This is a genomic window from Undibacterium paludis, from assembly GCF_022568815.1.
Taxonomy (GTDB): Bacteria; Pseudomonadota; Gammaproteobacteria; order Burkholderiales; family Burkholderiaceae_D; genus Undibacterium.
On record NZ_JAKZHX010000007.1, the window covers coordinates 300,268 to 322,272 of the forward strand.

Consider the following 22,005-nt stretch of genomic DNA (forward strand, 5'->3'; position numbering starts at 1 on the left):
CGCTATTTTACCCTATCTACCTCCCCCTTAATGATAATTCCGTGCACAAGCCTCAAATACGATGCAAATTAAGCAGGCTTTCTGGTAGCGTACTGCTTTTACTTTTTTATCATTGTCTATCATGCTGAAATCACGTTCTGGCGGCCAGTTGATTGTGGATGCCCTGCAGGTCCACGGTGTCGATACCATCTTTGGTGTACCCGGCGAGAGTTACCTGCCCGTGCTGGACGCCCTGCATGACAGCCCCATACGCTTCATCATCAACCGCCAGGAAGGCGGCGCTGCCTTCATGGCTGACGCCTATGGCAAGATGACCGGCAAACCTGGTATCTGCTTTGTCACCCGCGGGCCGGGGGCCACCAATGCCTCCATCGGTGTACATACGGCTTACCAGGATTCAACGCCCATGATTTTGTTCATCGGCCAGGTAGGCAATGATTTTGTCGAGCGCGAAGCCTTTCAGGAAATAGACTACCGCCGCATGTTTGGCCAGATGGCAAAATGGGTAGCCCAGATAGACCGCGCTGACCGCGTGCCCGAGTACATTGCCCGCGCCTTCCAGGTAGCCACCAGTGGACGCCCTGGCCCGGTCGTGCTGGCCCTGCCGGAAGACATGCTGGCCCAGGTGGCCGAAGTGGCTGACACCCGTCATTACACACCAGTACAGGCGTCAGCCTCACCACAGCAACTGGCGCAACTGCGCAATATGCTGGCTGCATCGCAACGCCCTGTGCTCTTGCTCGGTGGCAGCGGCTGGGACAAGGCCGCCTGCCAGCACATCAGCGAATTTGCTACCAGTAACCACCTGCCAGTGGCTTGCGCCTTCCGCTTCCAGGATTTGATGGACAATGCCCATCCCAATTACGTAGGCGATGTGGGTATAGGCATCAACCCCAAACTGGCGCAAAGACTGAAAGATGCTGACCTGATTATCGCCATAGGTCCACGCCTGGGTGAAATGACCACCAGCGGTTACAGCGTACTGGAAGCCCCCATCCCCAAACAAAAACTGATCCACATCCACAGCGATGCACTGGAACTGGGCCGCGTCTACCAGGCTGACCTGATGATTAATAGCGGCATGAAGGAAATTGCCGAAGCCCTGGCCGAGATGGCAGGCCTGGATGCCGCCACCAAGTGGAAGGCAACAGTCAGTGAAGCACGCGCCGACCTGTTGGCATGGCAAACCGAGCCAGCGATTTTCGCCAGGGAAAACGCCCCGCTGAACCTATGGCAAGTAGTACAGGACATCAAACGCCTGGCCCCCAAAGACACCATCATCACCAATGGCGCAGGTAATTATGCCACCTGGGCACATCGCTATTTCCCTTACGGCGGTATGCGCACGCAGCTGGCCCCGACCTCTGGGGCTATGGGCTATAGCGTGCCGTCTGGTGTCGCTGCCAAAATCATCGACCCGCAACGCACCGTGATCACCTTTGCCGGTGATGGCGAATACCTGATGAACGGCCAGGAACTGGCCACTGCCGTGCAATACAAGGCGGGTGTAGTCATCATTGTTTTCAATAACGGCATGTATGGCACCATACGCATGCATCAGGAAAGAGAGTTCCCGGCGCGCGTATCCGGTACAGAATTGCACAACCCTGATTTTGCCGCACTGGCCCGCGCCTTTGGCGGCAGTGGTGAAGCGGTCAACACGACGGCAGAATTCGCCCCTGCACTCGAGCGTGCACTGGCCTACAGCCGTCAGCACAATCTGCCCGCCCTGATAGAACTACGTTACGATGGCAATCTGATTACGCCGGGTGCAACGCTGGAAAACTTGCGCAAGACAGCGCAGGACGCAGGCAAATAAGGCCTGCACTTCCCTGAACCGGCTTTGGCCTACCCAGAGCCGGTTTGCGCAGCAACAAGCAAGGCAGCATTCCCACAATCCATAAATTAAGGCACACTCCCGTTATTACCTTCCTGGGAAGCTGCCTACATGAGCAAACCTCCACTGCCCAAAAGTATCTGGATACTCGGCTTTGTCAGCATGCTCATGGACATTTCCTCTGAAATGATACATAGCCTGCTGCCCATGTTCATGGTCGGCACACTGGGCATCAGCGTATTTGCTGTTGGCCTGATCGATGGTATCGCCGAATCAACTACCCTGATCGTCAAGGTATTTTCAGGCGCGCTGAGCGACCGCCTCGGCAAACGCAAGGCCCTGGCGGTGTTTGGCTATGGCATGAGTGCCTTCACCAAACCCCTGTTTGCCATCGCGCAAGGCATGGGCACGCTGTTGACAGCACGTATGATGGACAGGATAGGCAAAGGCATACGCGGTGCACCACGTGACGCCCTGATCACCGACATTACCCCGGCAGAGATACGCGGTGCGGCTTTCGGTTTGCGGCAATCGCTCGATACCATCGGTGCGGTGGTTGGCCCCTTGCTGGCTACCGCACTGATGCTGCTATGGATGAATGACTACAGGCGCATCTTCTGGCTGGCCGTCATCCCCGGTCTGGCTGCCATGGTCTTGCTCTTCGTCGGCGTGAAGGAGCCGGACAACAAAACTGCACTGAGACCAGGCAACCCCATCAGCATGCACAATCTGCGCCGCATGGGCGCGGCTTACTGGTGGGTGGTGGCACTGGGCAGCATATTTACCCTGGCCCGCTTCAGCGAAGCGTTTTTGATACTGCGCGCCCAACAAATGCAGATACCCGTGGCTTATGTCCCCCTCATCATGGTCGCCATGAATCTGGTGTATGCGGCAACAGCCTACCCTTTCGGCAAATTGTCTGACCGGGTATCACACCCTCAGTTGCTGGCCTGGGGCTTGCTGGTGCTGGTGGCATCAGATGTGGTACTCGGCTATAGCCAGCACTGGTATGGGCTGGCAACTGGCATCGCCTTATGGGGCATACACATGGGCATGACCCAGGGCTTATTATCCAGCATGGTCGCCGCCAGCGCCCCGGCTGATTTACGGGGCACGGCCTTTGGCTTTTTCAATCTCGCCAGTGGCGTCAGCCTGTTACTGGCAAGTCTTGTTGCCGGACTGCTATGGGAGAAATTTGGATCTGCATTTACTTTTTATGCAGGTGCCATTTTCGCGTGCATCAGCTTGCTGGGACTTATAGTGCATTCATCGACCAGAAAACAAAAAGTACTGCCTTAGGTCGTGCCTGGTGTAGTCACTGCTTGCCGTTTGCGCGCCAACCACAGTTTGGTCAGTCCCCACATCAAAGCCAAAGCAAACAACCAGGCAAGATAGCAAACCACTAGTGAAGCCTCATACGCTGGTGTCGCCTCGGGCTTGCGGAAATCAACGATCTGACCGTAACGCAACTCCATATAAATCCAGCCCAGCGCATGGATGAGTGCAATATGCACCAGATAAAAGAACATCGGTGTCTTGCCAAACAGCATCAGTAGCGGCAGAGGTTTTTGCACATATTTATCCATCAGGGCCAGCGCGCCCAGACCGATACTGAGGGTAACGCAAAGGTATAACAAGGAAGGCGGATATTTATGCACCTTGATGAAAGACATCAAGTCATAGAACCAGCCTTTGCCCTGTGCTGACCAGAAATCAGGGTCTCCATAATAATTGCCGCTGCGCAAAATCACGAAACTCACAAACAAAGCAGCCGCTGCCGAGAACAGAAAACGCTGGCGCTTGTCAGCCTCCCACAACATCACCGGCCCCAGCACATAACCGGCGGCCATCAAACCTATCCAGGGCATGAGCGGATAGGCAAAGACGATGCCCAGATGATCAGTCAGAGGATAAAAGCCACCCTGGTGCCAGGCCATGAACAAGACATGGTTGCCTTTGGCATGCATGCCATCGAGCAGGTTATGCGGCAATATTAAGGCAGCGGCGACCAGGGCAATCGCCCAGCGCGGCAACCAGATCAGCACACCCAGCGCCATCATCGCCATGCCTATCGCCCAGATGACTTGCAGAATAAAGACATTGAAATCAAATTGCCAACTGAAGCTGACCCAGGTCCATTCCAGCAAAACCAGCAAGGCACCACGGCTTAACAGATAGCGTGTCATGTCTTTTTTATCTCGCTGCTGCGATCGCAAAAAAGCCGACATGCCAGCCAGGGTGACAAAAATGGGAGCGCATAAATGGGTAATCCAGCGCGTCCAGAACCAGCCTGGCGAACCTTGTTGCAAATCCAGAGGATCGAATGGAGTGACAGCAAAAAAGTCGCGGGTATGATCAAGTGCCATCAGCACGATGACCAGGCCACGCAAAAGGTCTATTGCCTGTAACCGGTTTTGCCGCATCATGGTTTGTCCCTCATCTGCGATCAGGCGCAGTGTTGTATTTTTATATGCAGCAATTCTATCCAGCAGTAGCGGCCAGCAGCAAATTATTTCCAATCGGCGAAAGAAAAAAACGCCCATTTGTTGCCAAATGAGCGCCCTGATTTAAATAAACTCAACCAAGTTAAAACAAACTGGCTGCTTACTCTTCTTCCTTCAGCCGCCCGCTCTTGAGTTGTTGCAGGCGCTGTTTCTCCTGCCTGCGTTCGGTACGCTTGGGATTGAGTGCACCATGGACACCGGCATTACGCTGTTTTGCAGCAACCGCCAGCGGATTGCGTGGTTTGGGTAATTTGACCGTGATCTTCATGACGTATCCCCTATCCTTTTATACAAACTACCTGCCGCAGGGTATGCACGATCTCAACCAGGTCATGCTGATGCGCCATGACTGCATCGATATCCTTATACGCTGCCGGTATCTCATCAACGACTCCCTTGTCCTTGCGACATTCTATACCTTCAGTCTGTGCGGCCAGATCATCAGCGTTAAAGGTGTCCCTGGCCTCACCACGGCTCATCCTGCGCCCCGCCCCATGCGAACATGAACAGAAAGATTCAGGATTACCCTTGCCCCTGACGATATAACTACGCGCCCCCATGCTGCCTGGAATAATCCCCATTTCACCCAAGCGGGCAGAAATTGCCCCCTTACGGGTAACGAAGAGATTTTCATTATGATGCGTTTCTTTCGACACATAATTGTGATGACAATTGATGGCTTCACCATCAAGCTTGAAGCTGGTGACTTCTCTCGCCAGCACTTCCAGTGCCCTGCGCATCATTTCGCTGCGGTTAGCCAGCGCATAGTCCTGCGCCCACTGTACTGCCTCGACATAGTCATCAAACAATTCCGAGCCCTCAGTGAAATAAGACAAGTCCTTGTCCGGCAAATGTATCTGATGCCGCCACATTTCCTTGCGGGCAGCCCAGATAAAATGCCGTCCTATGACATTGCCCACGCCACGCGAACCAGAATGCAGCATGATCCAGACACGCTGCTCTTCATCAATACACACTTCAATAAAATGATTGCCACCACCGAGCGTACCCAACTGGCATATCCAGGTCTGGTAAAACTTCGGCAGCATTTTCATGATGTTCTTGTGCTTGGCAACGATCTTGTCCAATCTGTCATTCAGAGGCTTGCCTACCCTGACCAGGGCGGACCCGCGCATCCTGTTCCAGGCATGCTGGCGAAAACCGACAGGTATCTCAGCTTCGAGAGCACTGCGCAATTTCGCCAGATTGTCCGGTAACTGGCTGGCCGTCAAGGTCGTGCGCACGGCATTCATGCCACAACCTATATCGACCCCAACCGCACCCGGGATGATGGCAGCGCGTGTAGGTATCACACTACCTACCGTGGCCCCCACACCCGCATGCACATCAGGCATGGCAGCGACGTGAGGATGGACGATGTTTAAATTAGCGATATTGAGCAACTGCTGTATCGCAGTGTGATCAACATCATCGGTAAATATATGCACAGGCACTTTAGCCTTGTGCAAACTTTGAGCTATAGGCATACAATTTTCCTTCTTGTAGTGCCGGTGTTTTTCCAGTCAGTTGCGCACATCACAGCAGCAAATGAAGCTGTAGTAACGATGCATGTCTGTCTGCTTTTTCTTCACCAATCAGGCTGCGCATTTTTTGGCGAACACCATCCCTGCTTGCATGGCGCAAGGCTATGCAAGTTCTGGCGTTCCAACAAAATCAGCGTTTTGAAAAGTAAAAACCCCGACGAGTTTCCTCACCGGGGTTTTCAAAAAACGACCGGCTCGGGTTGGCTGTGCCTTAACCCCGAGCGTCGCGCACGGAGCTAAGTATTTTCTTGATTATTATTAGCCGTATTCCGTGGCATGGCCGTTCCTTTCTTGAATTGGGTGTTGATAAAAAAATCGGAAAAATCTGAAAAATCGAATTGCGGTGAATAATTAATTTACTGCATATCGAAGAGACTCGATTCTGCACGAGAATAAATTACTGTGTCAACAAAATTATTCTTCCAGTTTTATATTTTTTGAGTACATCTCAAAAGACAGGGCTAAAACCAACTGCGGTTAAGTTGCAGCAGTTTCAATTGGCCTTACAGATCATGCCAAATTTTTGAGTAACCAATGCTCATTACTTGACCATCCCAGGAAACGCTTTGCCCCGGTATGTAAACAAATTTCTTCGTTAAGTTCCCGCCCCTCGGCAAGCAAGTGCAGACCAAGCATTGCTGGCATAAACGCTTTCAGCAGCATCGCATCTTGCTTACGAATATGCTCATTTGCCCATGAAGAAAATTGTGACTGATCGCTGATATCAGATAAAGATAAGAAAAACAGCATCTGCCTCCATGCATAAGCAGCGTTCTTTATCTTGATCAATTTGGAATGTCTGTCTGTCGTCTTGACACCCAAACGCTGACATACCCAGGAAAAACACTGCTGCGCCAGCACGAAAGCCTGTTTTTTGAATTCTGCATCAATACCAATCTGCAAACACAGGCTTGCGAGGTTTTGCGTTGTCAATATTTGCTGTTGCTCTATGATCATGCCATTGGCTGCGACACTCCGGCCATAGCTCACCCCAGCCATGGCCTCGCATAGTTCAGCAAATACGTCGCGTTGTGCCACAAATACTCTTTTTCTTCTTGCAGGCAGTGCTTCCTGGTTGGAAATCTCCATTACATCAGCGTAGTTGATGCCATAATATCTGGCATAAGCACTGCCTTGCAAAAGACCTCCTGCCAGCTTTGCCGCCTGCAAAAACTTGCCAGAAAACCTGCCCATAAAAATATCGGATGCCACCTCTTCAACCAGAGGAATGTCCAGTCCAGCAAGCCTGGCCAGAGCCTTAAATTCTTGTAAAAGCTTGTTGGGGACAATCACATGAGGGAAAGCATTGAAATTCAGGCGCGCCATTTCTGCCAAGGCTTGCCCAGCGACGAATCTGTCATTAGCCCGGACTTTCTGCAAACCTGTAAGCGTTTTTATCCAGGGCAATTCATCGAACTGTACCTGTTTTTCCAGGTTGAGCAACAATAAAGAACGACGCCGCCTGAAAGCAATATACGCAGCAGAAAGCAAACCTTGAGATTCCTGATCAGCACTACCTGCAGAGATCATGTCTGCCGTTAACTGCGACAACACTCTGGCCAGCACTTCTCCCGATCCTATGATGCGATGTTGAATGAGCGTGGGTACATTTGCTTCCAGGGCATAGTTAATTTTCCGACGCAAACAAAATGGGAAGCCAACTTCCGCAGCGATTCCCCATTGATTAGCTTCTGCGGCAGAAACCGGGGACAATACCTGTTCCACATTTGCGATGCCACCTGTTGCTGGAAAGGCTTGCAGACGCTCGCACAATAATTTGGCAAGCACATCAAATGCTGGTGACCTTACCTGCAACTCTTGAGCTGCGCGCACTTGTCTGTGCTGAAGTGACCCTGGAGCGCCACGCTTGGTGATGTACCTGGCCAGCAACAAGCGTATGCGGCCGACATCACGACCAACTAAAGACTCAGGCGCAGCGCAACACTTTTCCAGATAATGCCGTAACTGGTAGAAACTATCATCTTTGCGATCAGGCCAGGTGCTTGACCTGTGCGACTTGCGTTTTTCCACCAGATTACGCAGTAACTCACTAGCGCGTTTATACCAGGTTTCCGGGAAGTGCTGACATGGCCAACCACCCGCAATATTAAAGCTGCCTGTATGCTTATTTATCCAGGAACCATCCTCATCAATTTGTATGAATGGCATGTCGCCCTCTACTGTTTCCAGAAAGAGTTTAACCATGTCGTCATAAACAGGACGCCAGATAGCAATGGTTTCTTTTTGAACCATCAATGCCTGGTTAGGCTGAATCGAAAGCAGTTTTTCTTTTGTTATTGCTACATCCTGCACACAAACATTACCCTGGACTCGACCTGCCTGCTGCTTGAACTCAGGATAAAAACGCAAACGAGAAAACCAGGGTGTAATCACATCAAGTAACTCAATCGCCTGCTCCACATATCCATGCTGAATCAACCAGGCTACGACAGGAAGTGCTGCTTCTTCTGGCGTGTCCATTGTATATGACCCAGCATACATTGCGCCCAGCAAGCGGGACATACCCTGCTCGGAAAGAAAGTAATTGTTCAATGCGCTTCTAGCATCACCAACGCTGTCGGCGGCTGCATCAGCGACTTCAGTCAGCAAAAGCTTCTCAAATTCATGCAAGGCTCCGGCTGCTTTGAATTCACCCGTTGCAAATCCACCTGTAATGACATCCAGGGTCACCCAGGCCGGGACCTCGGCAAGAGGCGTTCTGCTGCCCGCGCTAAATACACCATCGAGTGTATTGCGTATCACCGATTTCCATTTTTCTGTTTTTTTGTTTGCGTTTTCACGCACGGCGGCATCGGCATGTGTTTGGCCGGCCCATGCTGCTTTAGCCATCTGGAATTCGGCATAGCCATGAACGTTGACTAGCATCAGGCCTATCTCTCTTTTTTGAATGTCGTCCATGGTCTCGACTGGTTGTATCACGGGGTCCGGAGGCTGGATTTGAACCAGCGCCCTCTCGGTAACAAGCCGAGCATTCCACCACAGAACTTCTCCGGATCAGTCAGGCATGCCAGCAATAAAATGCTGGCAGCTATACTACAATATAAAACAGGAACATAGCCAGCGTGTGGTAGTTAAGTTTGCAGCGTGCAATTTCAACAGTGCGATGTGATGGGCTGAGTTGTCATTTGTTGGCGCTGCCCATCGCGCTCGGTCAGCGATCCCAGTATGTTTTCCACCCCCTGTCATCGGGCCGGGGTTCCACGCTCACCCTATGTTCCAAAAACTTTACAAATATGACTTACGAAAAATTGCCCCAGCAAGGCGCGGCGACGAAGGCAGTACTTTAGTACGGCTAGGCGCTGCAACGCAGCTGGGGCAGTTTTGCGTAAGTCATAACAACACTACCTGCCAGTTGCTTTCCTGGATTTTTGCATTCAATTCGCGCATTTTTTTTGCCAGGTCTTCTGACTGTCTTTGCAATTTTTTCACATCAAATACGGACACCCATTTTATTTCACGTGCGCTATAACGATCAGGCTCTTTATGTGTTGATTCTATCGCTGCCTGCAACAAGGCATGGCGCTGTATCAAGCTATCGCGTTCAGCAATAGCGGCTGTCAGGCTACGGCCATCTGGCAGTTTGTTTGTCATGTTCGCCGCATTAATCGCCAGCACCAGCTTTTCCAGTTCAGTAGTTACCGCATAGGCTTCCAGCAACAAGGCTTCTGGATCCTCCTGTGGCACATTACCTTCCTGCACCAGGCCGTTATGCACTATACGTTCACGCATGGATGCCAGTTTTTTCTGTAAATCGCCTCGCAATAACAAGGCTTCTGCAAGTTTCATCTTGCTCTCCTTTCTAATTTTGTTTCATCGTACAGATAAAGCGTTTATCCTGCAGTTTGAATTCTGTGCTGACTGGCAAAAACCTTGCAATTACATCCGCATTTGTCTTCGCGTGCTGCGACACGACGCTGCACGTAAAACTGCCACCACCCGCCAGTGCAAATGGCAACATGACCTGGTCTGCGAGGTGCTCGCCAAGTGCCGCACCTGATGCAACATAGTCGCGTAATTCCTGCACTGTTCTTTTGGCGACGTTTTCTGCCTTGACGGCTTTTTCACCAAAGCCGCAAAACACTTCAGTGACCTGCTCATGTTCCAGCGTAATCAGTAGTACATTGCCCGGCCCCTGGTCATTACTGAGGCCACGTACCAGCAATTGATCGGCAGTCCAGCCCATGCCAGCACCTACGCATTCAAGCTCACGTTTGGCAACATCAACGGGTACGCCAGCGACAAAGCTTTCTGCATAGCCTTTGAGTCTTTCGCCGCGTTCCAGCAAATCGATCTTCTTCAATTGCTTGCAAGGCTGTACCTGAGCGATGATTTCACCGCCGCCTGCTGGTACAAAGCCATAGCGTTTCAATTCAAAGCTGACATCTGCCCCCATTTGCTGCAATACCCGGCCATAGGCCTTTTGTAAAAACTGTGCTGGCGGTGCCATGTCATTATGCGTGCCGCCTGTAATCTTGACCGTTGATGGTTTGTCGGCATATAGCAAGGCCGGTATCAGGGTCTGCAACACCAGGGTACAACTGCCTGCACTACCTATGGCGAACTGGTAAGTGCCACCATAGATACCAGATGGAATAAATTCCAGTGTGGTCGAGCCCAGTTCTGCACCGGTCACCCGCGCACCGCTGACAGCCGCAGCCGATTGCACGGCCACCAGATGCTGGCGCAACAAACCGGGCTTGGCGCGGCCAGCACGGATATTAATGATGCGAAAAGGCTGACCAGTAATCATGGACAGGCTCAAGGAGCTACGCAATATCTGCCCACCACCCTCACCTACCGAACCATCCAATTCTATAAATTTCTTATTCATTATTCTTATTTTCAATTCAAATCAAGTTCAAGACCTCTGATTACAGAGGTCTTGAACTCGCAAAATCAACCCTTAACACATACTACCTGCTTCAATACGTGCACCACATCTACCAGTGCACTCTGGGCCAGCATCACGGCGTCGATGTCTTTATATGCCATAGGGATTTCATCAATCACGTTGGCATCTTTACGGCATTCCACACCCTCGGTTGCGGCGATCTGATCGGCAACGGTGTACAGCTTCTTGGCTGCGGTACGGCTCATGGTACGGCCTGCGCCGTGGCTGCAGCTATGGAAACTTTCTTCGTTTCCTTTACCACGGACGATGAAGCTTTTCGCCCCCATGGAACCAGGAATAATCCCCAATTCACCGGCACGCGCAGATACTGCACCTTTACGGGTTACCAATACATCCTTACCGAAGTGGTGCTCTTTCTGCACATAGTTATGGTGGCAGTTTACCGCCTCAACGTGTGTCTCAAACGGTTTGCTGATCACGGTACGTACAGCAGCGATCAGGTTTTGCATCATCACTTCACGGTTCAAGCGGGCAAACTTCTGCGCCCAACCCACGGCCTGAATATAGTCCTTGTAATGCTCGGTTCCTTCTGGCAGATAAGACAAGTCCTGATCTGGCAGGTTGATGAAATGGGTACGCATATCCTGCTTGGCCAGTTCGATGAAATGGCTACCGATCGCATTACCTACACCACGTGAACCGGAATGCAGCATGAACCAAACGGCATTAGCTTCATCCAGGCATACTTCGACGAAGTGGTTACCTGTACCAAGAGTCCCCAGGTGACGATAGTTATTGGTGGTTTTCAAACGCGGCGTTTTCAAACAGATTTCATCGAAACCGTCTTTCAATTGCGCCCAGGCAGTATCCACCGCAGATGGAGGGGTTTCCCATGAGCCTTTATCACGACCTTTGAAGCTACGGGTCTTGGGTGACATACCATGCGGTATGGCTTTTTCTATCGCAGCACGCAAAGGGCCGAGGTTATCTGGCAGATCATGAGCGAACAAAGTAGTCTTGGCAGCCATCATCCCGCAACCGATATCTACCCCAACTGCTGCCGGGATCACAGCGCCAAGAGTAGGTATCACGCTACCGATAGTGGAACCTTTACCCAGATGCACGTCCGGCATCACGGCAATATGTTTGTAGATGAAAGGCATACGCGCCGTATTGGCCAGCTGTTTTTTTGCTTCGTCTTCAACAGGAACACCTTTGGTCCACATCTTGATAGGACGACCACCTTCGTGTTGCACTACATCATAATCTTCGTGTTTCATATTTTTCTATTCTCTTTTTTAAATTCAGGGTGGCGACAAGGGGCGATGAAATAAAGTGCTCTGCCACTGAGCTACACGCTGCCAATTGGCCACGTGATGGGGATCGAACCCACGACCACTTCGTACCTAACGATGTAATTTCATCTGTATTCGCCTAAACTTTTTCTACTGTAACTTTACTGACTTCTGCCTTACTTTTATTAATTTACAAGCTGCCATTTTTTGATGGCGACAATAATCGGTGAAATATATGTGGTTACCCACAGGTGCTCTACCAACTGAGCTACACGAAAACCGAAATTTCGTGACGGGATTCGAACCCGCGACAGCCTCATTAACAGTGATGTAATTTCACCAGCATTCGCCTAAACTTTTACTTACCACACAAACTCTTTCATTTCCAATTACTTGCGGCGACAAGGGGCTGTGAAACCGACGGCCGGGAGACTCAATGAAGAGTCAGTACCCAGGCTACACCAGACCATACTCCATCTGTTCACCACCTTAGGACCGTTATGCATGTTCACTGGCATTCGCCTGAAAAATCTATTGCTTGTGCTTTGCCGCCAGGCCATTCAAATGAGCTTCCCTGGCTAATTTCTTTCTTTGCTGCTCTGCTTTCCTGCAAGGGCGGCATCGAATGGCTACACTATTGATATTCCCTTGCATGATTTCATACCACCACTTCTGCTGCTTGCCTGTCCATATCTGCGCACATCCACAATCTCTACAGTTGAAGGCGTAGTCAACATAAAACAAGGGCAACAGGCCATACGTATTGTTGTTTCTAGCTAATGCATCGCGATCAGTTAACACTGCACCTACCGGAACTGGCAAGGAATAAACATCAAAACTTTCTTTCACAGGTATGCGGGCGCGCCGCTTTTCCATGATTTCGGTCCGTCTTTGTTTTCCGCTTTTCATTACGTCTCTGCTTTAAAATCAAACCCCGACAAGTGTTACCAGGATTTCTGCTTCACCCTTGCGGAATGAAGCAGATTGGAGTCGAACCAATTTAACCGATGTAATCCTGATGGCATTCGGGTAAAACCAGATTGAACAAGCCAGGACAAATATTTGAAGTGAAGCTCATTTTCGCAAAATGTAATCACATCAGCATTCCCGACTTATTCAAAACCTTTACAAATCTATTTCCTGAAGCACCCTATGACAAATATTACTGTGAACATTGCAAATGTAGTCACATGAGCATTCATAGGATATTCAAGAAAACTGCAACAATGATATTTATTGAATACGGCATGACAAGAATAGAGGGTGATATTACGTTTCAAATGTAATCACGTCAGCATTCATGCCATATTCAAAACCTGTACTGCGACATCTGATTGCGGCATTGAGAAACACAGTACGACAAGGGTTGCCTGCGATTTTTTCTTGGGATGTAATCGCCCGCGCATTCGTACTGCATTCCAAACTCAAGACCACACTCACATGGTCTTTGAAGCACGGTATGACAAGGTTTAAAGGTGATTTGACAGTTTTCAGTTGTAATCACATTTGCATTCATGCCGCATTCAAAAACTTTTACTACCTGGACTGGAGAAGCAGTTACTGCACTTGCCCCGCCAGCGGTTCTTTAAATATCAATTGCCTTTACTTCACCTACCCAGTGCTCTGCACTTAGCTGACCAGCAGCAAAGGCAGCGATGATTTTAAATACAGCATCAGAAAAACCACCGACATTCAAAATATCATCTCTTTCTGCTGCCTGTGTCGTGCCATAAGGTGCAATATCTATGCATACCAATCTGGCTTGCGGATTGCGTTGTTTGAACACATTCCATTCTGCCATCGTTGCAGTAGTACGGCTACGACCTGCATCCATCCATGATTCATTGTCAGAGACAAAGATCACCAGGTCAGCCTGCGCTTTCTCTTTGTTCAGCTTCACCAGTGGTGCGCTGCAATTGGTACCACCACCGCCTATCGCCGCCAGTTTATGCGCATTAGTCATCACGCTGTCACGTGGGTTCAATTCACATTTGACGACATTATTTTCAAATGGCAGTACCTGTGTTGACGGATTCTTGCGCAACATAGCCGCAGCCACCAGAGCAGCAATATCGATGCAACGTACCGCTGTCGTCGCAGAACCACGGTAGCCTGTGACTGCGGAAGACATGGAACCTGACACGTCAGCACACACCACAACTTTGCCAAATATCTCTGGCACATTGCTCAATGCGATTTCCATCGCATCCTGCAAGGCATTTTTGATCGGCAATGGCACTTCTTCATTTGCAGCCTTGTAAGCAGCCATCAACTGGTAAGGAAACACCTTGGCTTTGGCAATTGCCTCTGCATTACTCAATTTAGCGGCAATCAACTCCACCATGCCCGGCAAGGCATACACACCATGTCGTGCAAAAGTGTTCAGGTTCATACGCAACATCTGCCAACCAGCCTGACGGGCGATTTGTGCCCAGTCTTCGGTCGTCAAGTCCATCGCAGTCAGCATCTGGAAAGGCACGTCCGGCAAGGCCAGGCTACGGTCTTTCTTGTATGCTTCAAACGCTGCAACGATAGGTGGCAAGGCTTCTGTCTTGAATGGCTTGCCTATCAACCAGGCAAAAAAAGCTTCACGCCATGCTTCGACTGGCTTTGGATGAACCATCTTGACGACATCGGCCAGCGATGGCGTAGTACCCACTGCTGCAGCCAGCAATTCTTTCTCACTAGCCGTATTCAGCCATGCCTGCACCAGTTTTTTAGGGCGGCTACCCAGGGACTTACGGCCTATCGCACCTGAACGCAGAATCTGCACAAAGTTACGCAACATCTTGCCATTGTTCATCACGCGCTTGAAAGTACGTGGCAACTCGACCGCATTACGCATAGTCAGCGCTGCCACCAGCAAGGCTGGCATGTCTTTCATATAGCCACGCTCACGGCAGTAGATCGCTGTTTGCGCGACGAACAGAGGTGTGACCTCTTTGGTCAAATCCAGCACTGTTGCCAGTTGCGCTTCTGCGCTGGCATAGTAGGTCGCGTTCAGGCAACCGGTGGCGGCATATTGCGCCAGCTTGTGCTCGGCACCGAACTTGTATGCGGCTACGCCAGAAAAATTTGTTGTATCGGTGACTGGCAAAAATTTGTTTGTCAGTGAGTTTTTTAAACTCTGGAACAATTGCGTATTAACCATTTCATTTCCCTTCTTCTTTTTATTCAGACCCTTTCAGGCATCTTTTACCTGGTGGACACGACGGGATTCGAACCCGCACAATGCAACAACCAGAGCATTACTTCTGGCCACTGCCATGATTGGAAACACGCGCCAGTTGACACCCTTACGGGGAGCGGCAACCTGCATCTGCAACCTTGCTCATGACAATGCTTAGACTGCATCTGGTTTTATCCAGCCCACCCAGTCATCAATCGTTTTCGGTGGTGGCACTCCCTTCCTGCCTGCATGCCCTACGCCATCTCTATTGCAATGGCCGTGCCAGGTCCGTGCCAGCACCTCAAATTAAAAATAAGTAATTGATTTAAAAAGAATAATTTCAATATCAAAGGAAAATAACGATAATCCTTTAAAAATTCATTTCAGATATAATTATCCAAATAGATAAATTTTTATCCAAATATGAAAAACAAACGCAAAGTTGTCATCGGCTTTATAGGTACCCAACTGGATAGCGGCCGCGGCAGTGGTCGCTGGGAAAAATGGCGCCCTACGGTGGCGATCACCCAGCATGAAGATATTGCGATTGACCGCATAGACCTGCTTTACAGCGGCCAGCATGAGCAACTGCTTGATCAGCTACAGAAAGACATCGCCTCCACCTCGCCGGACACCGAGGTATGCCCACATCAACTGCCTATCCAAGATCCATGGGATTTTGAAGATGTCTATGGCTGCCTGTTTGACTTTGCCAGGTCTTATGCCTTCGATACGGATCACGAAGAGTATTGGGTTCATATCACCACTGGCACGCATGTAGCACAAATCTGCCTGTTCCTGATGACCGAGGCCAATTACCTGCCGGGCAAACTCTTGCAGACCTCACCACCAAGACGCCAGATCAAGGGCAACCACGGCGAGATGGCACTGATTGACCTGGACCTGTCACGCTATGACCAGATCGCCCAGCGCTTCAGTCGTGAGCAGGAAGAAGGTGTAGCCTTCCTCAAGTCTGGCATTGCCACGCGCAATGCGCGCTTCAATACCATGATCGATGAAATAGAGCGTGTCGCCATCAAGTCCAAGGCAGCGATTCTGTTGATGGGGCCGACGGGCGCGGGCAAGTCATTCCTGGCGCGGCGTATTTTTGAATTAAAAAAAGCCAGGCACAGGCTGGAGGGCAAATTTGTCGAAGTCAACTGTGCGACTCTGCGCGGTGATGGTTCGGGTTCTACCCTGTTTGGCCATATCAAGGGATCGTTCACCGGTGCCATGTCTGACCGCCCCGGTTTGCTGAGGACGGCGCACAAGGGTTTGCTGTTTCTCGATGAAATTGGTGAGCTGGGTCTGGATGAGCAGGCCATGTTGCTCAAGGCTGTGGAAGAAAAACGCTTCTTCCCGGTTGGTGGCGATCATGAAGTACAAAGCGATTTCCAGCTGGTTGCGGGTACCAATCGTGATCTGGGCAAGGAAGTGGCGGCAGGTCGCTTCCGCGAAGACTTGTATGCACGTATCAATCTATGGTCGTATGAATTGCCTGGCCTGAGTGGCCGGGTAGAGGACATTGCGCCGAATATCGATTACCTGTTGTCGCAATACAGTGCCGAGAATGGACAGATGGTGCGCTTTAACAAAGAAGCGAAAGACAGTTACATGGAGTTTGCCACCTCTGCCCAGGCGGTGTGGGCAGGCAATTTCCGCGATTTATCAGCCTCAGTCACGCGCATGGCCACATTGGCAGACGCTGGGCGCATCAATGACCAGAATGCAAGTGATGAAATCACGCGCCTGCAACGCCTGTGGTCACATGCGCATGAGAGCAGCGGAACACATGACGTAGATTTGCATGACTACTTCGATGCAGAACAAGTAGCGCAACTGGATCTGTTTGATGAAGTACAACTGCGTGCTGTACTGGCAGTTTGCCTGCGCTCCAAAAACCTGTCAGAGGCAGGCCGCAAACTGTTTGCAGTCTCACGCAGCAGCAAGACCAATCCCAATGATGCAGACAGACTCAAAAAATACCTGGGCAGGTTTGGTCTGAGCTGGGATAGCTTAAGCAGAAACCAGTAAAGCTTCAATTATGCCGCTCTATGATGACATATTCATTTTCTGTCACACAAAAGTGACTGAAGCCGCGACGTGTCAGCATCTTCATCATGGTCGAACCGGTCTTGCATGCTGCAAACAGACGACGGTTTTTAAAGTGCATGCAAAAGAAATCCGCCATGGCAGCACCAATCCCCAGGCCACGGTATTCGTCAGCGACCACCATGGCATGCAGCTCACGTTCTGAACCCTGCTGATTGTCGACACCATACAGCATGAAAAATCCGGCCATACGATCATTGATGATGGAAACCCAGAATTCGACCGGCACTTTTTGCTGACCACCGGCCCAGATGTGCCTGACGGTCTGCCCTTCAACGATGCCCTGCCTGAATGCGGTAGCGAGTGTGCGCTGCAAAACTGCATTGGTGATATCTTCAGACAAGTCACCATTCTGTGCACCGCTGACAGCCAGTCGCACAATGTCATCGGCGTCATCCGGCAAAGCCCGGCGTATGCTGGCCCTGTTGCGTCTTTGCTGGCGCAGTTGCCGGATGTTGGCCCGCAGATATTCTGAGTATCTGAGCAAACGGTTATGCATGCTCTGGACTGCCATCACCAGCACGGCTATCGAGCCATACAGCAGCATGCTCTGAGCAATATCAAATGCCAGCAGCACCAGATTGCCAGCCTGAAAAACCTGGCTGAATACCTGTGCCCTGGCCAGGCTGGATAACAGAACAAAGAAAAAAGTCAGGTACCGTGGCAGCAATGCCGCACTCAGGGCGACAGGGAAAATATAGAAAGGTGCATAGAAACTATAAGGCCCTGTAAATTCGTCGAGACAATAGAGCAACGCCTCTACCATAAGCAGGCTCGTCAGCACCCAACGCTTTTCCAGCTTGAGCAATCTGTTTCTGGCGGCAATAAGAGTGGCTGGAGACAGCATCAGGGACTATATTCATTTTTCAAACCAGCCGCATAGTCTGCCAGACGGGCAAAATATGCAAGTATATTATTGTCAAAATAGTCTCCATTTGTTACTGACCTGATACAGGTAAATACAAGCATTTATTTACCATCAAAATGCATTTGGGAAATTCATATAGAATCGCGTGCTTTCGATAGTGATGCCCTGCATTTGACCAGCACCACATCCATGATGAGCATGACAAAGCATTTTTCATCTCGTGTTGATGTTCTGCTGGCCGGTTCCTGACCCATCATGTTCATCTGCCATCCTCATGCTAAAAAAACTCACCAGACTTAGCCCAGTACTTGTTATTGCAGTCCTTAGTCTTTCGTTTGTAGATTTATCGTTTTTTGATTTCCCCGCCTTCAACTTCCCGGTCAGGAATACTGGTGACTTTGCCGGTTGCCGTCAATTCTTCGCAGAGCAAAAGATACCCGTCCTGCAGCATTCCACTGACATGCGTCCACGCGCCCTGTGCTTTTCTGCATTTGCCGTACTGCATTCAGGCAGGAGCCACACTCCCATTTATGTTGCTGAGAGATTGAATCGCAAGATCATCAATCAGGCAAAAGAGAATGAACGCAGCAATCAGTTCTATGCAGATACACGGCTGCCGCGCGCAGAGCGGGCCGAACTTGATGACTACAAGGGTTCAGGCTATGACCGTGGCCATATGGCGCCTGCTGCCGACATGGCGGACAGTTCTGCCATGGCACAAAGTTTTTCACTGGCAAACATGGTGCCGCAAGCCCCGATCAATAACAGGAAAATCTGGGCCAACATAGAGAAGGCAACACGTCAGTATGTATTGCACGCGCAAGGGGATATCTATGTCATTACCGGCCCGGTTTATGACCTGCACCCGACAACAGTAGGAAACAATAAGGTTTGGGTCCCCAAATTCCTGTTCAAGCTGGTGTATGACCCTGGCAATGGCCGCACCTGGGCATATTGGGTAGAAAATTCAGATAATCCACATGTCAGCAAATCCATAAGCTACAAGGAGTTGGTCCGCAAAACGGGGATACGCTTCCTGTCCTTGCCTGAAAGTGATGATATGTAGCAAGGCAGGCGATTCATTGCGTGAAAAACTGCCAGAAACCGTTTAATTTTGTCCCACTTGCAAGAATCTGTAATAAACTTTGCCAGTTAGTGAATAGCTAAGTAGCCTGTTTTCTCGTTTTTCTGTTTTTTTGGCCGCAGATGCGGCCTTACCCTTTGCTGAAGGAAAAACCTATGAATCTCGTTGAACGTGCGAAAAATATTACCTTGAGCCCTAAAACCGAGTGGCCAGTCATTGCTGAAGAAAGCACCAATACGGCCGATCTGTTCAAGAATTATGTCGCGCCACTGGCTGCCATTCCCGCCATTGCAGGTTTTGTCGGCATGAGCCTCATTGGTTTCAGCGTAGCCATGCTGGGCACCATACGCCTGCCCATAGGTGTAGGTATCACCGCCATGGTGATGAACTTCGTATTTGCCCTGGCAGGGGTATACCTGATATCGCTGATTATCGATGCCCTGGCGCCACAATTCGGTGCGCAAAAGAATTCCATGCAGGCATTGAAGCTGGCCGCTTATTCGTTCACGCCGGCATGGCTGGCAGGCATTCTGTCCCTGCTACCGTCACTGAGCATGCTGAGTCTGCTCGCGGGTCTCTACAGTATCTACGTGCTCTACCTCGGCGTGCCTGTACTGATGAAAGCGCCTGAAGAAAAAGCCGGCGCATATACAGCGGCTTCTGTTGTCTGCTCTATAGTGATCATGGTTGTGTTTGGACTGGTCATCGGTGCTATCACTGGCAGCTCCATGCACGGTATAAGCGGCTTACATGGCGCACACAATTCCTCTGAAGTCAGCGGCGCCCTTGGAGACCTCGAAAAAATGGGCAAGAAGATGGAAGAGGTGAACAAGAAAATGGAGGCTGCCAAGCAGTCCGGCGATCCACAGGCAGAAATGCAGGCAGCCACGGCAGCCCTGGGCACAGTATTGGGTGCAGGCGGCACTGCAGAAGTTGTCGACAAAGACAAATTGAAAGCCCTGTTGCCTGAGACCATCGCCAACCTGAAACGTACCAGCATCGAAGGCGAAAAATCTGCCATGGGAGAATTCAAGATATCCAAGGCTGATGCCCGTTATAGTGATGAAAATGGCCATCAGATCCATGTCACTATCACCGATACCGGCGGCAGCAAAATGTTTGCTTCCATGTTTGCCTGGGGAATGATGGAACAGGACAAGGAAACAGATAGTGGCTACGAAAAAATGGGCAAAGTAAATGGCCGCCCCACGATGGAACGCTTCCAGAAGAATGGCCCTTCCGGTGAATACAGCCTGCTGGTTGGTGGCCGTTTTCTCGTGGAGACCAAGGGTGACAATGTAGACATGACCACCATCAAGACTGCCTCGGCTGCCGTTGGCTACGACAAGCTTGAAGGCATGAAGAATGAAGGCGTCAAACAGTAACAAAGAGTTAATAACCCTCGGCATCATTCCCTACTGTTGACACATCTCATGCCGGGGCCAGGTTCGCGATTAAGCTTCCTCTCCATCCTGGCAACAGACTCAGGCACATTCCTCCTGGCAATGCCAGTCTGGTGCCATCAGCAAGGCCAACTCCTGCGAATTGAAGGCCCTGTCTTGCCACCCCCATGTCTGTTGCCTGATGCAAATATGTTCGTTAAAACACACTATTTTGTTTCCAAATGTGTTTTCTGTTGCAAAGTTTATCCATCGACAAGCAATGCAGGCAAACAAGACAAAACCATCAATTGCCAGGTGATCTCCAGCACTTTCCACTCTAGATAGCCTGCTTGACTACATACAGCCTGAAATTACATAAATGATAATTTAATTGCAATTATATATAAGTTTCCTCATATAAATTATCCAAAAATAAAGTTGTGCATTTGCACAATTACTTTACAATATTTGGTAATCCCCCTCTTATCAATCATTTTTTGGGTTACCAGAAATGTTACTCCTGCGTGTTTCAATCTTGGCTTTTTTTATGCTTCTGGCACAGGCATGTGGTGCACAGGAATTTGTGCTGGCTGTCAATGAAGGTGTGACCTATCAAGACGGCAGCTCTATGTCTGAGCGTTACAAGGCACTGGCAGATTTGCTGGAGAAAGAACTCAAGCACCCCATCAAAGTACAGGGCGTTGATCGTTACAGCAACTTTGAGACTGGCCTCGATGCCGAGCGCTATGACCTGGTGTTTATCCATCCGGCGCATATTGGTTTGCGAGCCGTAAAAAGTGGCAAATATTTTGGACTGGTCAGCGCCAAAGACTTTACCGAATACCGTGCGCGCGTATTCGTCAAGAAAGATTCGGCAGTCAAAACCATCGCTGACCTGCGTGACAAAAAAATTGGTGTGCCATCGATGGAATCCATTACCACCGTCATGTTTGCCGCCAGCCTCAACGAACTGGGCTTTCGCGATCCGGCAACACGCTTCACTGCGACACGTTACCAGGATGCCGTACCCTTTATGGTAGAAAATGGCTTTGTTGAAGCCGGTGTTACCGGTTCTGCTGCTGTTGCGAAAGACTGGGTAGCCAAAGGCGGGCGCGTGATAGGTGAAACCAAACCTGTCCCGGTCAAGCAGTTTCTGGTTTCCCGAAAACTGAGTCCGGAACAACGTGATAAGGTACAAAACCTGCTGATCAAACTCAGTGAAAATGAAGCTGGCAAGACAGCATTGAAAGGCATCAACATGAAGGGCTTTGTCCCCTGGGATGCAGCAGTCATGGCAGATGCAACCAAACGACTGGGCATCTGACTAGTCAGAAAGC

The 22,005-nt window shown here is 50.2% G+C and carries 16 protein-coding genes and 1 tRNA gene; 6 read left to right on the top strand and 11 right to left on the bottom strand.

Annotated elements, in window-relative coordinates; all coding sequences use genetic code 11:
* Positions 1 to 121 precede the first annotated feature (121 nt).
* Together LZ463_RS14075 and LZ463_RS14080 are read left to right on the top strand one after the other, a co-directional pair.
* Entirely contained in the window at positions 122 to 1,819 is a 1,698-nt protein-coding gene (locus tag LZ463_RS14075) for a thiamine pyrophosphate-binding protein (protein ID WP_241456437.1), read from the top strand.
* A 129-nt stretch (positions 1,820 to 1,948) separates the two neighbouring features.
* Entirely contained in the window at positions 1,949 to 3,136 is a 1,188-nt protein-coding gene (locus LZ463_RS14080) for an MFS transporter (protein ID WP_241456438.1), read from the top strand.
* Here LZ463_RS14080 and LZ463_RS14085 read toward each other — a convergent pair.
* The 10 genes from LZ463_RS14085 to LZ463_RS14130 all read right to left on the bottom strand — a co-directional run bounded on the left by LZ463_RS14085 (position 3,133) and on the right by LZ463_RS14130 (position 15,204).
* On the bottom strand, positions 3,133 to 4,263 hold the full coding sequence (locus tag LZ463_RS14085) for an acetyltransferase domain-containing protein (protein ID WP_241456439.1): 1,131 nt from the start codon (positions 4,261 to 4,263) through the stop codon (positions 3,133 to 3,135). The two genes, LZ463_RS14080 and LZ463_RS14085, sit on opposite strands and share 4 nt — an antisense overlap.
* Positions 4,264 to 4,441: 178 nt before the next feature.
* Complete coding sequence (locus LZ463_RS14090; protein WP_241456440.1) at positions 4,442 to 4,609, bottom strand: hypothetical protein; 168 nt, start codon at positions 4,607 to 4,609, stop codon at positions 4,442 to 4,444.
* A gap of 10 nt (positions 4,610 to 4,619) precedes the next feature.
* Positions 4,620 to 5,828 (bottom strand): RtcB family protein, encoded by a 1,209-nt coding sequence (locus tag LZ463_RS14095; RefSeq protein ID WP_241456441.1) that lies wholly within the window; start codon positions 5,826 to 5,828, stop codon positions 4,620 to 4,622.
* Positions 5,829 to 6,395: 567 nt separating this feature from the next.
* Positions 6,396 to 8,804 (bottom strand): hypothetical protein, encoded by a 2,409-nt coding sequence (locus LZ463_RS14100; protein WP_241456442.1) that lies wholly within the window; start codon positions 8,802 to 8,804, stop codon positions 6,396 to 6,398.
* A gap of 24 nt (positions 8,805 to 8,828) precedes the next feature.
* Positions 8,829 to 8,900: transfer RNA gene (locus LZ463_RS14105), tRNA-Thr, on the bottom strand.
* 336 nt (positions 8,901 to 9,236) lie between these two features.
* On the bottom strand, positions 9,237 to 9,692 hold the full coding sequence (locus tag LZ463_RS14110) for a DIP1984 family protein (protein ID WP_241456443.1): 456 nt from the start codon (positions 9,690 to 9,692) through the stop codon (positions 9,237 to 9,239).
* A 13-nt stretch (positions 9,693 to 9,705) separates the two neighbouring features.
* Positions 9,706 to 10,737, bottom strand: coding sequence for an RNA 3'-terminal phosphate cyclase (rtcA, locus tag LZ463_RS14115; protein WP_241456444.1), 1,032 nt, complete (start codon positions 10,735 to 10,737; stop codon positions 9,706 to 9,708).
* A gap of 65 nt (positions 10,738 to 10,802) precedes the next feature.
* On the bottom strand, positions 10,803 to 12,038 hold the full coding sequence (locus tag LZ463_RS14120; protein ID WP_241456445.1) for an RtcB family protein: 1,236 nt from the start codon (positions 12,036 to 12,038) through the stop codon (positions 10,803 to 10,805).
* Positions 12,039 to 12,584: 546 nt separating this feature from the next.
* On the bottom strand, positions 12,585 to 12,962 hold the full coding sequence (locus LZ463_RS14125) for a zinc-ribbon domain containing protein (protein ID WP_241456446.1): 378 nt from the start codon (positions 12,960 to 12,962) through the stop codon (positions 12,585 to 12,587).
* A 676-nt stretch (positions 12,963 to 13,638) separates the two neighbouring features.
* Entirely contained in the window at positions 13,639 to 15,204 is a 1,566-nt protein-coding gene (locus LZ463_RS14130) for a vWA domain-containing protein (protein ID WP_241456447.1), read from the bottom strand.
* Positions 15,205 to 15,645: 441 nt separating this feature from the next.
* Here LZ463_RS14130 and rtcR point away from each other — a divergent pair, with 441 nt between their 5' ends.
* A complete protein-coding gene (rtcR, locus tag LZ463_RS14135; protein ID WP_241456448.1) occupies positions 15,646 to 17,256 on the top strand; it encodes an RNA repair transcriptional activator RtcR in 1,611 nt (536 codons plus the stop codon).
* 4 nt (positions 17,257 to 17,260) lie between these two features.
* Here the strand turns inward: rtcR and LZ463_RS14140 are convergent, their stop codons facing one another.
* A complete protein-coding gene (locus tag LZ463_RS14140; RefSeq protein WP_241456449.1) occupies positions 17,261 to 18,181 on the bottom strand; it encodes a GNAT family N-acetyltransferase in 921 nt (306 codons plus the stop codon).
* Between the two features lie 295 nt (positions 18,182 to 18,476).
* On the opposite strand from LZ463_RS14140, the gene LZ463_RS14145 reads away from it, so the two are divergent.
* The 3 genes from LZ463_RS14145 (at position 18,477) to LZ463_RS14155 (ending at position 21,992) form a co-directional block, all read left to right on the top strand.
* Complete coding sequence (locus LZ463_RS14145; protein WP_241456450.1) at positions 18,477 to 19,268, top strand: DNA/RNA non-specific endonuclease; 792 nt, start codon at positions 18,477 to 18,479, stop codon at positions 19,266 to 19,268.
* Positions 19,269 to 19,441: 173 nt separating this feature from the next.
* Positions 19,442 to 20,671: a Yip1 family protein gene (locus LZ463_RS14150; protein WP_241456451.1), complete on the top strand. Its 1,230-nt coding sequence runs from the start codon at positions 19,442 to 19,444 to the stop codon at positions 20,669 to 20,671.
* 544 nt (positions 20,672 to 21,215) lie between these two features.
* Positions 21,216 to 21,992 (top strand): phosphate/phosphite/phosphonate ABC transporter substrate-binding protein, encoded by a 777-nt coding sequence (locus LZ463_RS14155; protein WP_241456452.1) that lies wholly within the window; start codon positions 21,216 to 21,218, stop codon positions 21,990 to 21,992.
* Positions 21,993 to 22,005: the final 13 nt, after the last annotated feature.

Coding starts and splice junctions, on each gene's coding strand:
- LZ463_RS14075 (WP_241456437.1), top strand. CDS start 122: ATGCTGAAATCACGTTCTGGCGGCCAGTTGATTGTGGATGCCCTGCAG.
- LZ463_RS14080 (WP_241456438.1), top strand. CDS start 1,949: ATGAGCAAACCTCCACTGCCCAAAAGTATCTGGATACTCGGCTTTGTC.
- LZ463_RS14085 (WP_241456439.1), bottom strand. CDS start 4,263: ATGATGCGGCAAAACCGGTTACAGGCAATAGACCTTTTGCGTGGCCTG.
- LZ463_RS14090 (WP_241456440.1), bottom strand. CDS start 4,609: ATGAAGATCACGGTCAAATTACCCAAACCACGCAATCCGCTGGCGGTT.
- LZ463_RS14095 (WP_241456441.1), bottom strand. CDS start 5,828: ATGCCTATAGCTCAAAGTTTGCACAAGGCTAAAGTGCCTGTGCATATA.
- LZ463_RS14100 (WP_241456442.1), bottom strand. CDS start 8,804: ATGGACGACATTCAAAAAAGAGAGATAGGCCTGATGCTAGTCAACGTT.
- LZ463_RS14110 (WP_241456443.1), bottom strand. CDS start 9,692: ATGAAACTTGCAGAAGCCTTGTTATTGCGAGGCGATTTACAGAAAAAA.
- rtcA (WP_241456444.1), bottom strand. CDS start 10,737: ATGAATAAGAAATTTATAGAATTGGATGGTTCGGTAGGTGAGGGTGGT.
- LZ463_RS14120 (WP_241456445.1), bottom strand. CDS start 12,038: ATGAAACACGAAGATTATGATGTAGTGCAACACGAAGGTGGTCGTCCT.
- LZ463_RS14125 (WP_241456446.1), bottom strand. CDS start 12,962: ATGAAAAGCGGAAAACAAAGACGGACCGAAATCATGGAAAAGCGGCGC.
- LZ463_RS14130 (WP_241456447.1), bottom strand. CDS start 15,204: ATGGTTAATACGCAATTGTTCCAGAGTTTAAAAAACTCACTGACAAAC.
- rtcR (WP_241456448.1), top strand. CDS start 15,646: ATGAAAAACAAACGCAAAGTTGTCATCGGCTTTATAGGTACCCAACTG.
- LZ463_RS14140 (WP_241456449.1), bottom strand. CDS start 18,181: ATGCTGTCTCCAGCCACTCTTATTGCCGCCAGAAACAGATTGCTCAAG.
- LZ463_RS14145 (WP_241456450.1), top strand. CDS start 18,477: ATGCTAAAAAAACTCACCAGACTTAGCCCAGTACTTGTTATTGCAGTC.
- LZ463_RS14150 (WP_241456451.1), top strand. CDS start 19,442: ATGAATCTCGTTGAACGTGCGAAAAATATTACCTTGAGCCCTAAAACC.
- LZ463_RS14155 (WP_241456452.1), top strand. CDS start 21,216: ATGCTTCTGGCACAGGCATGTGGTGCACAGGAATTTGTGCTGGCTGTC.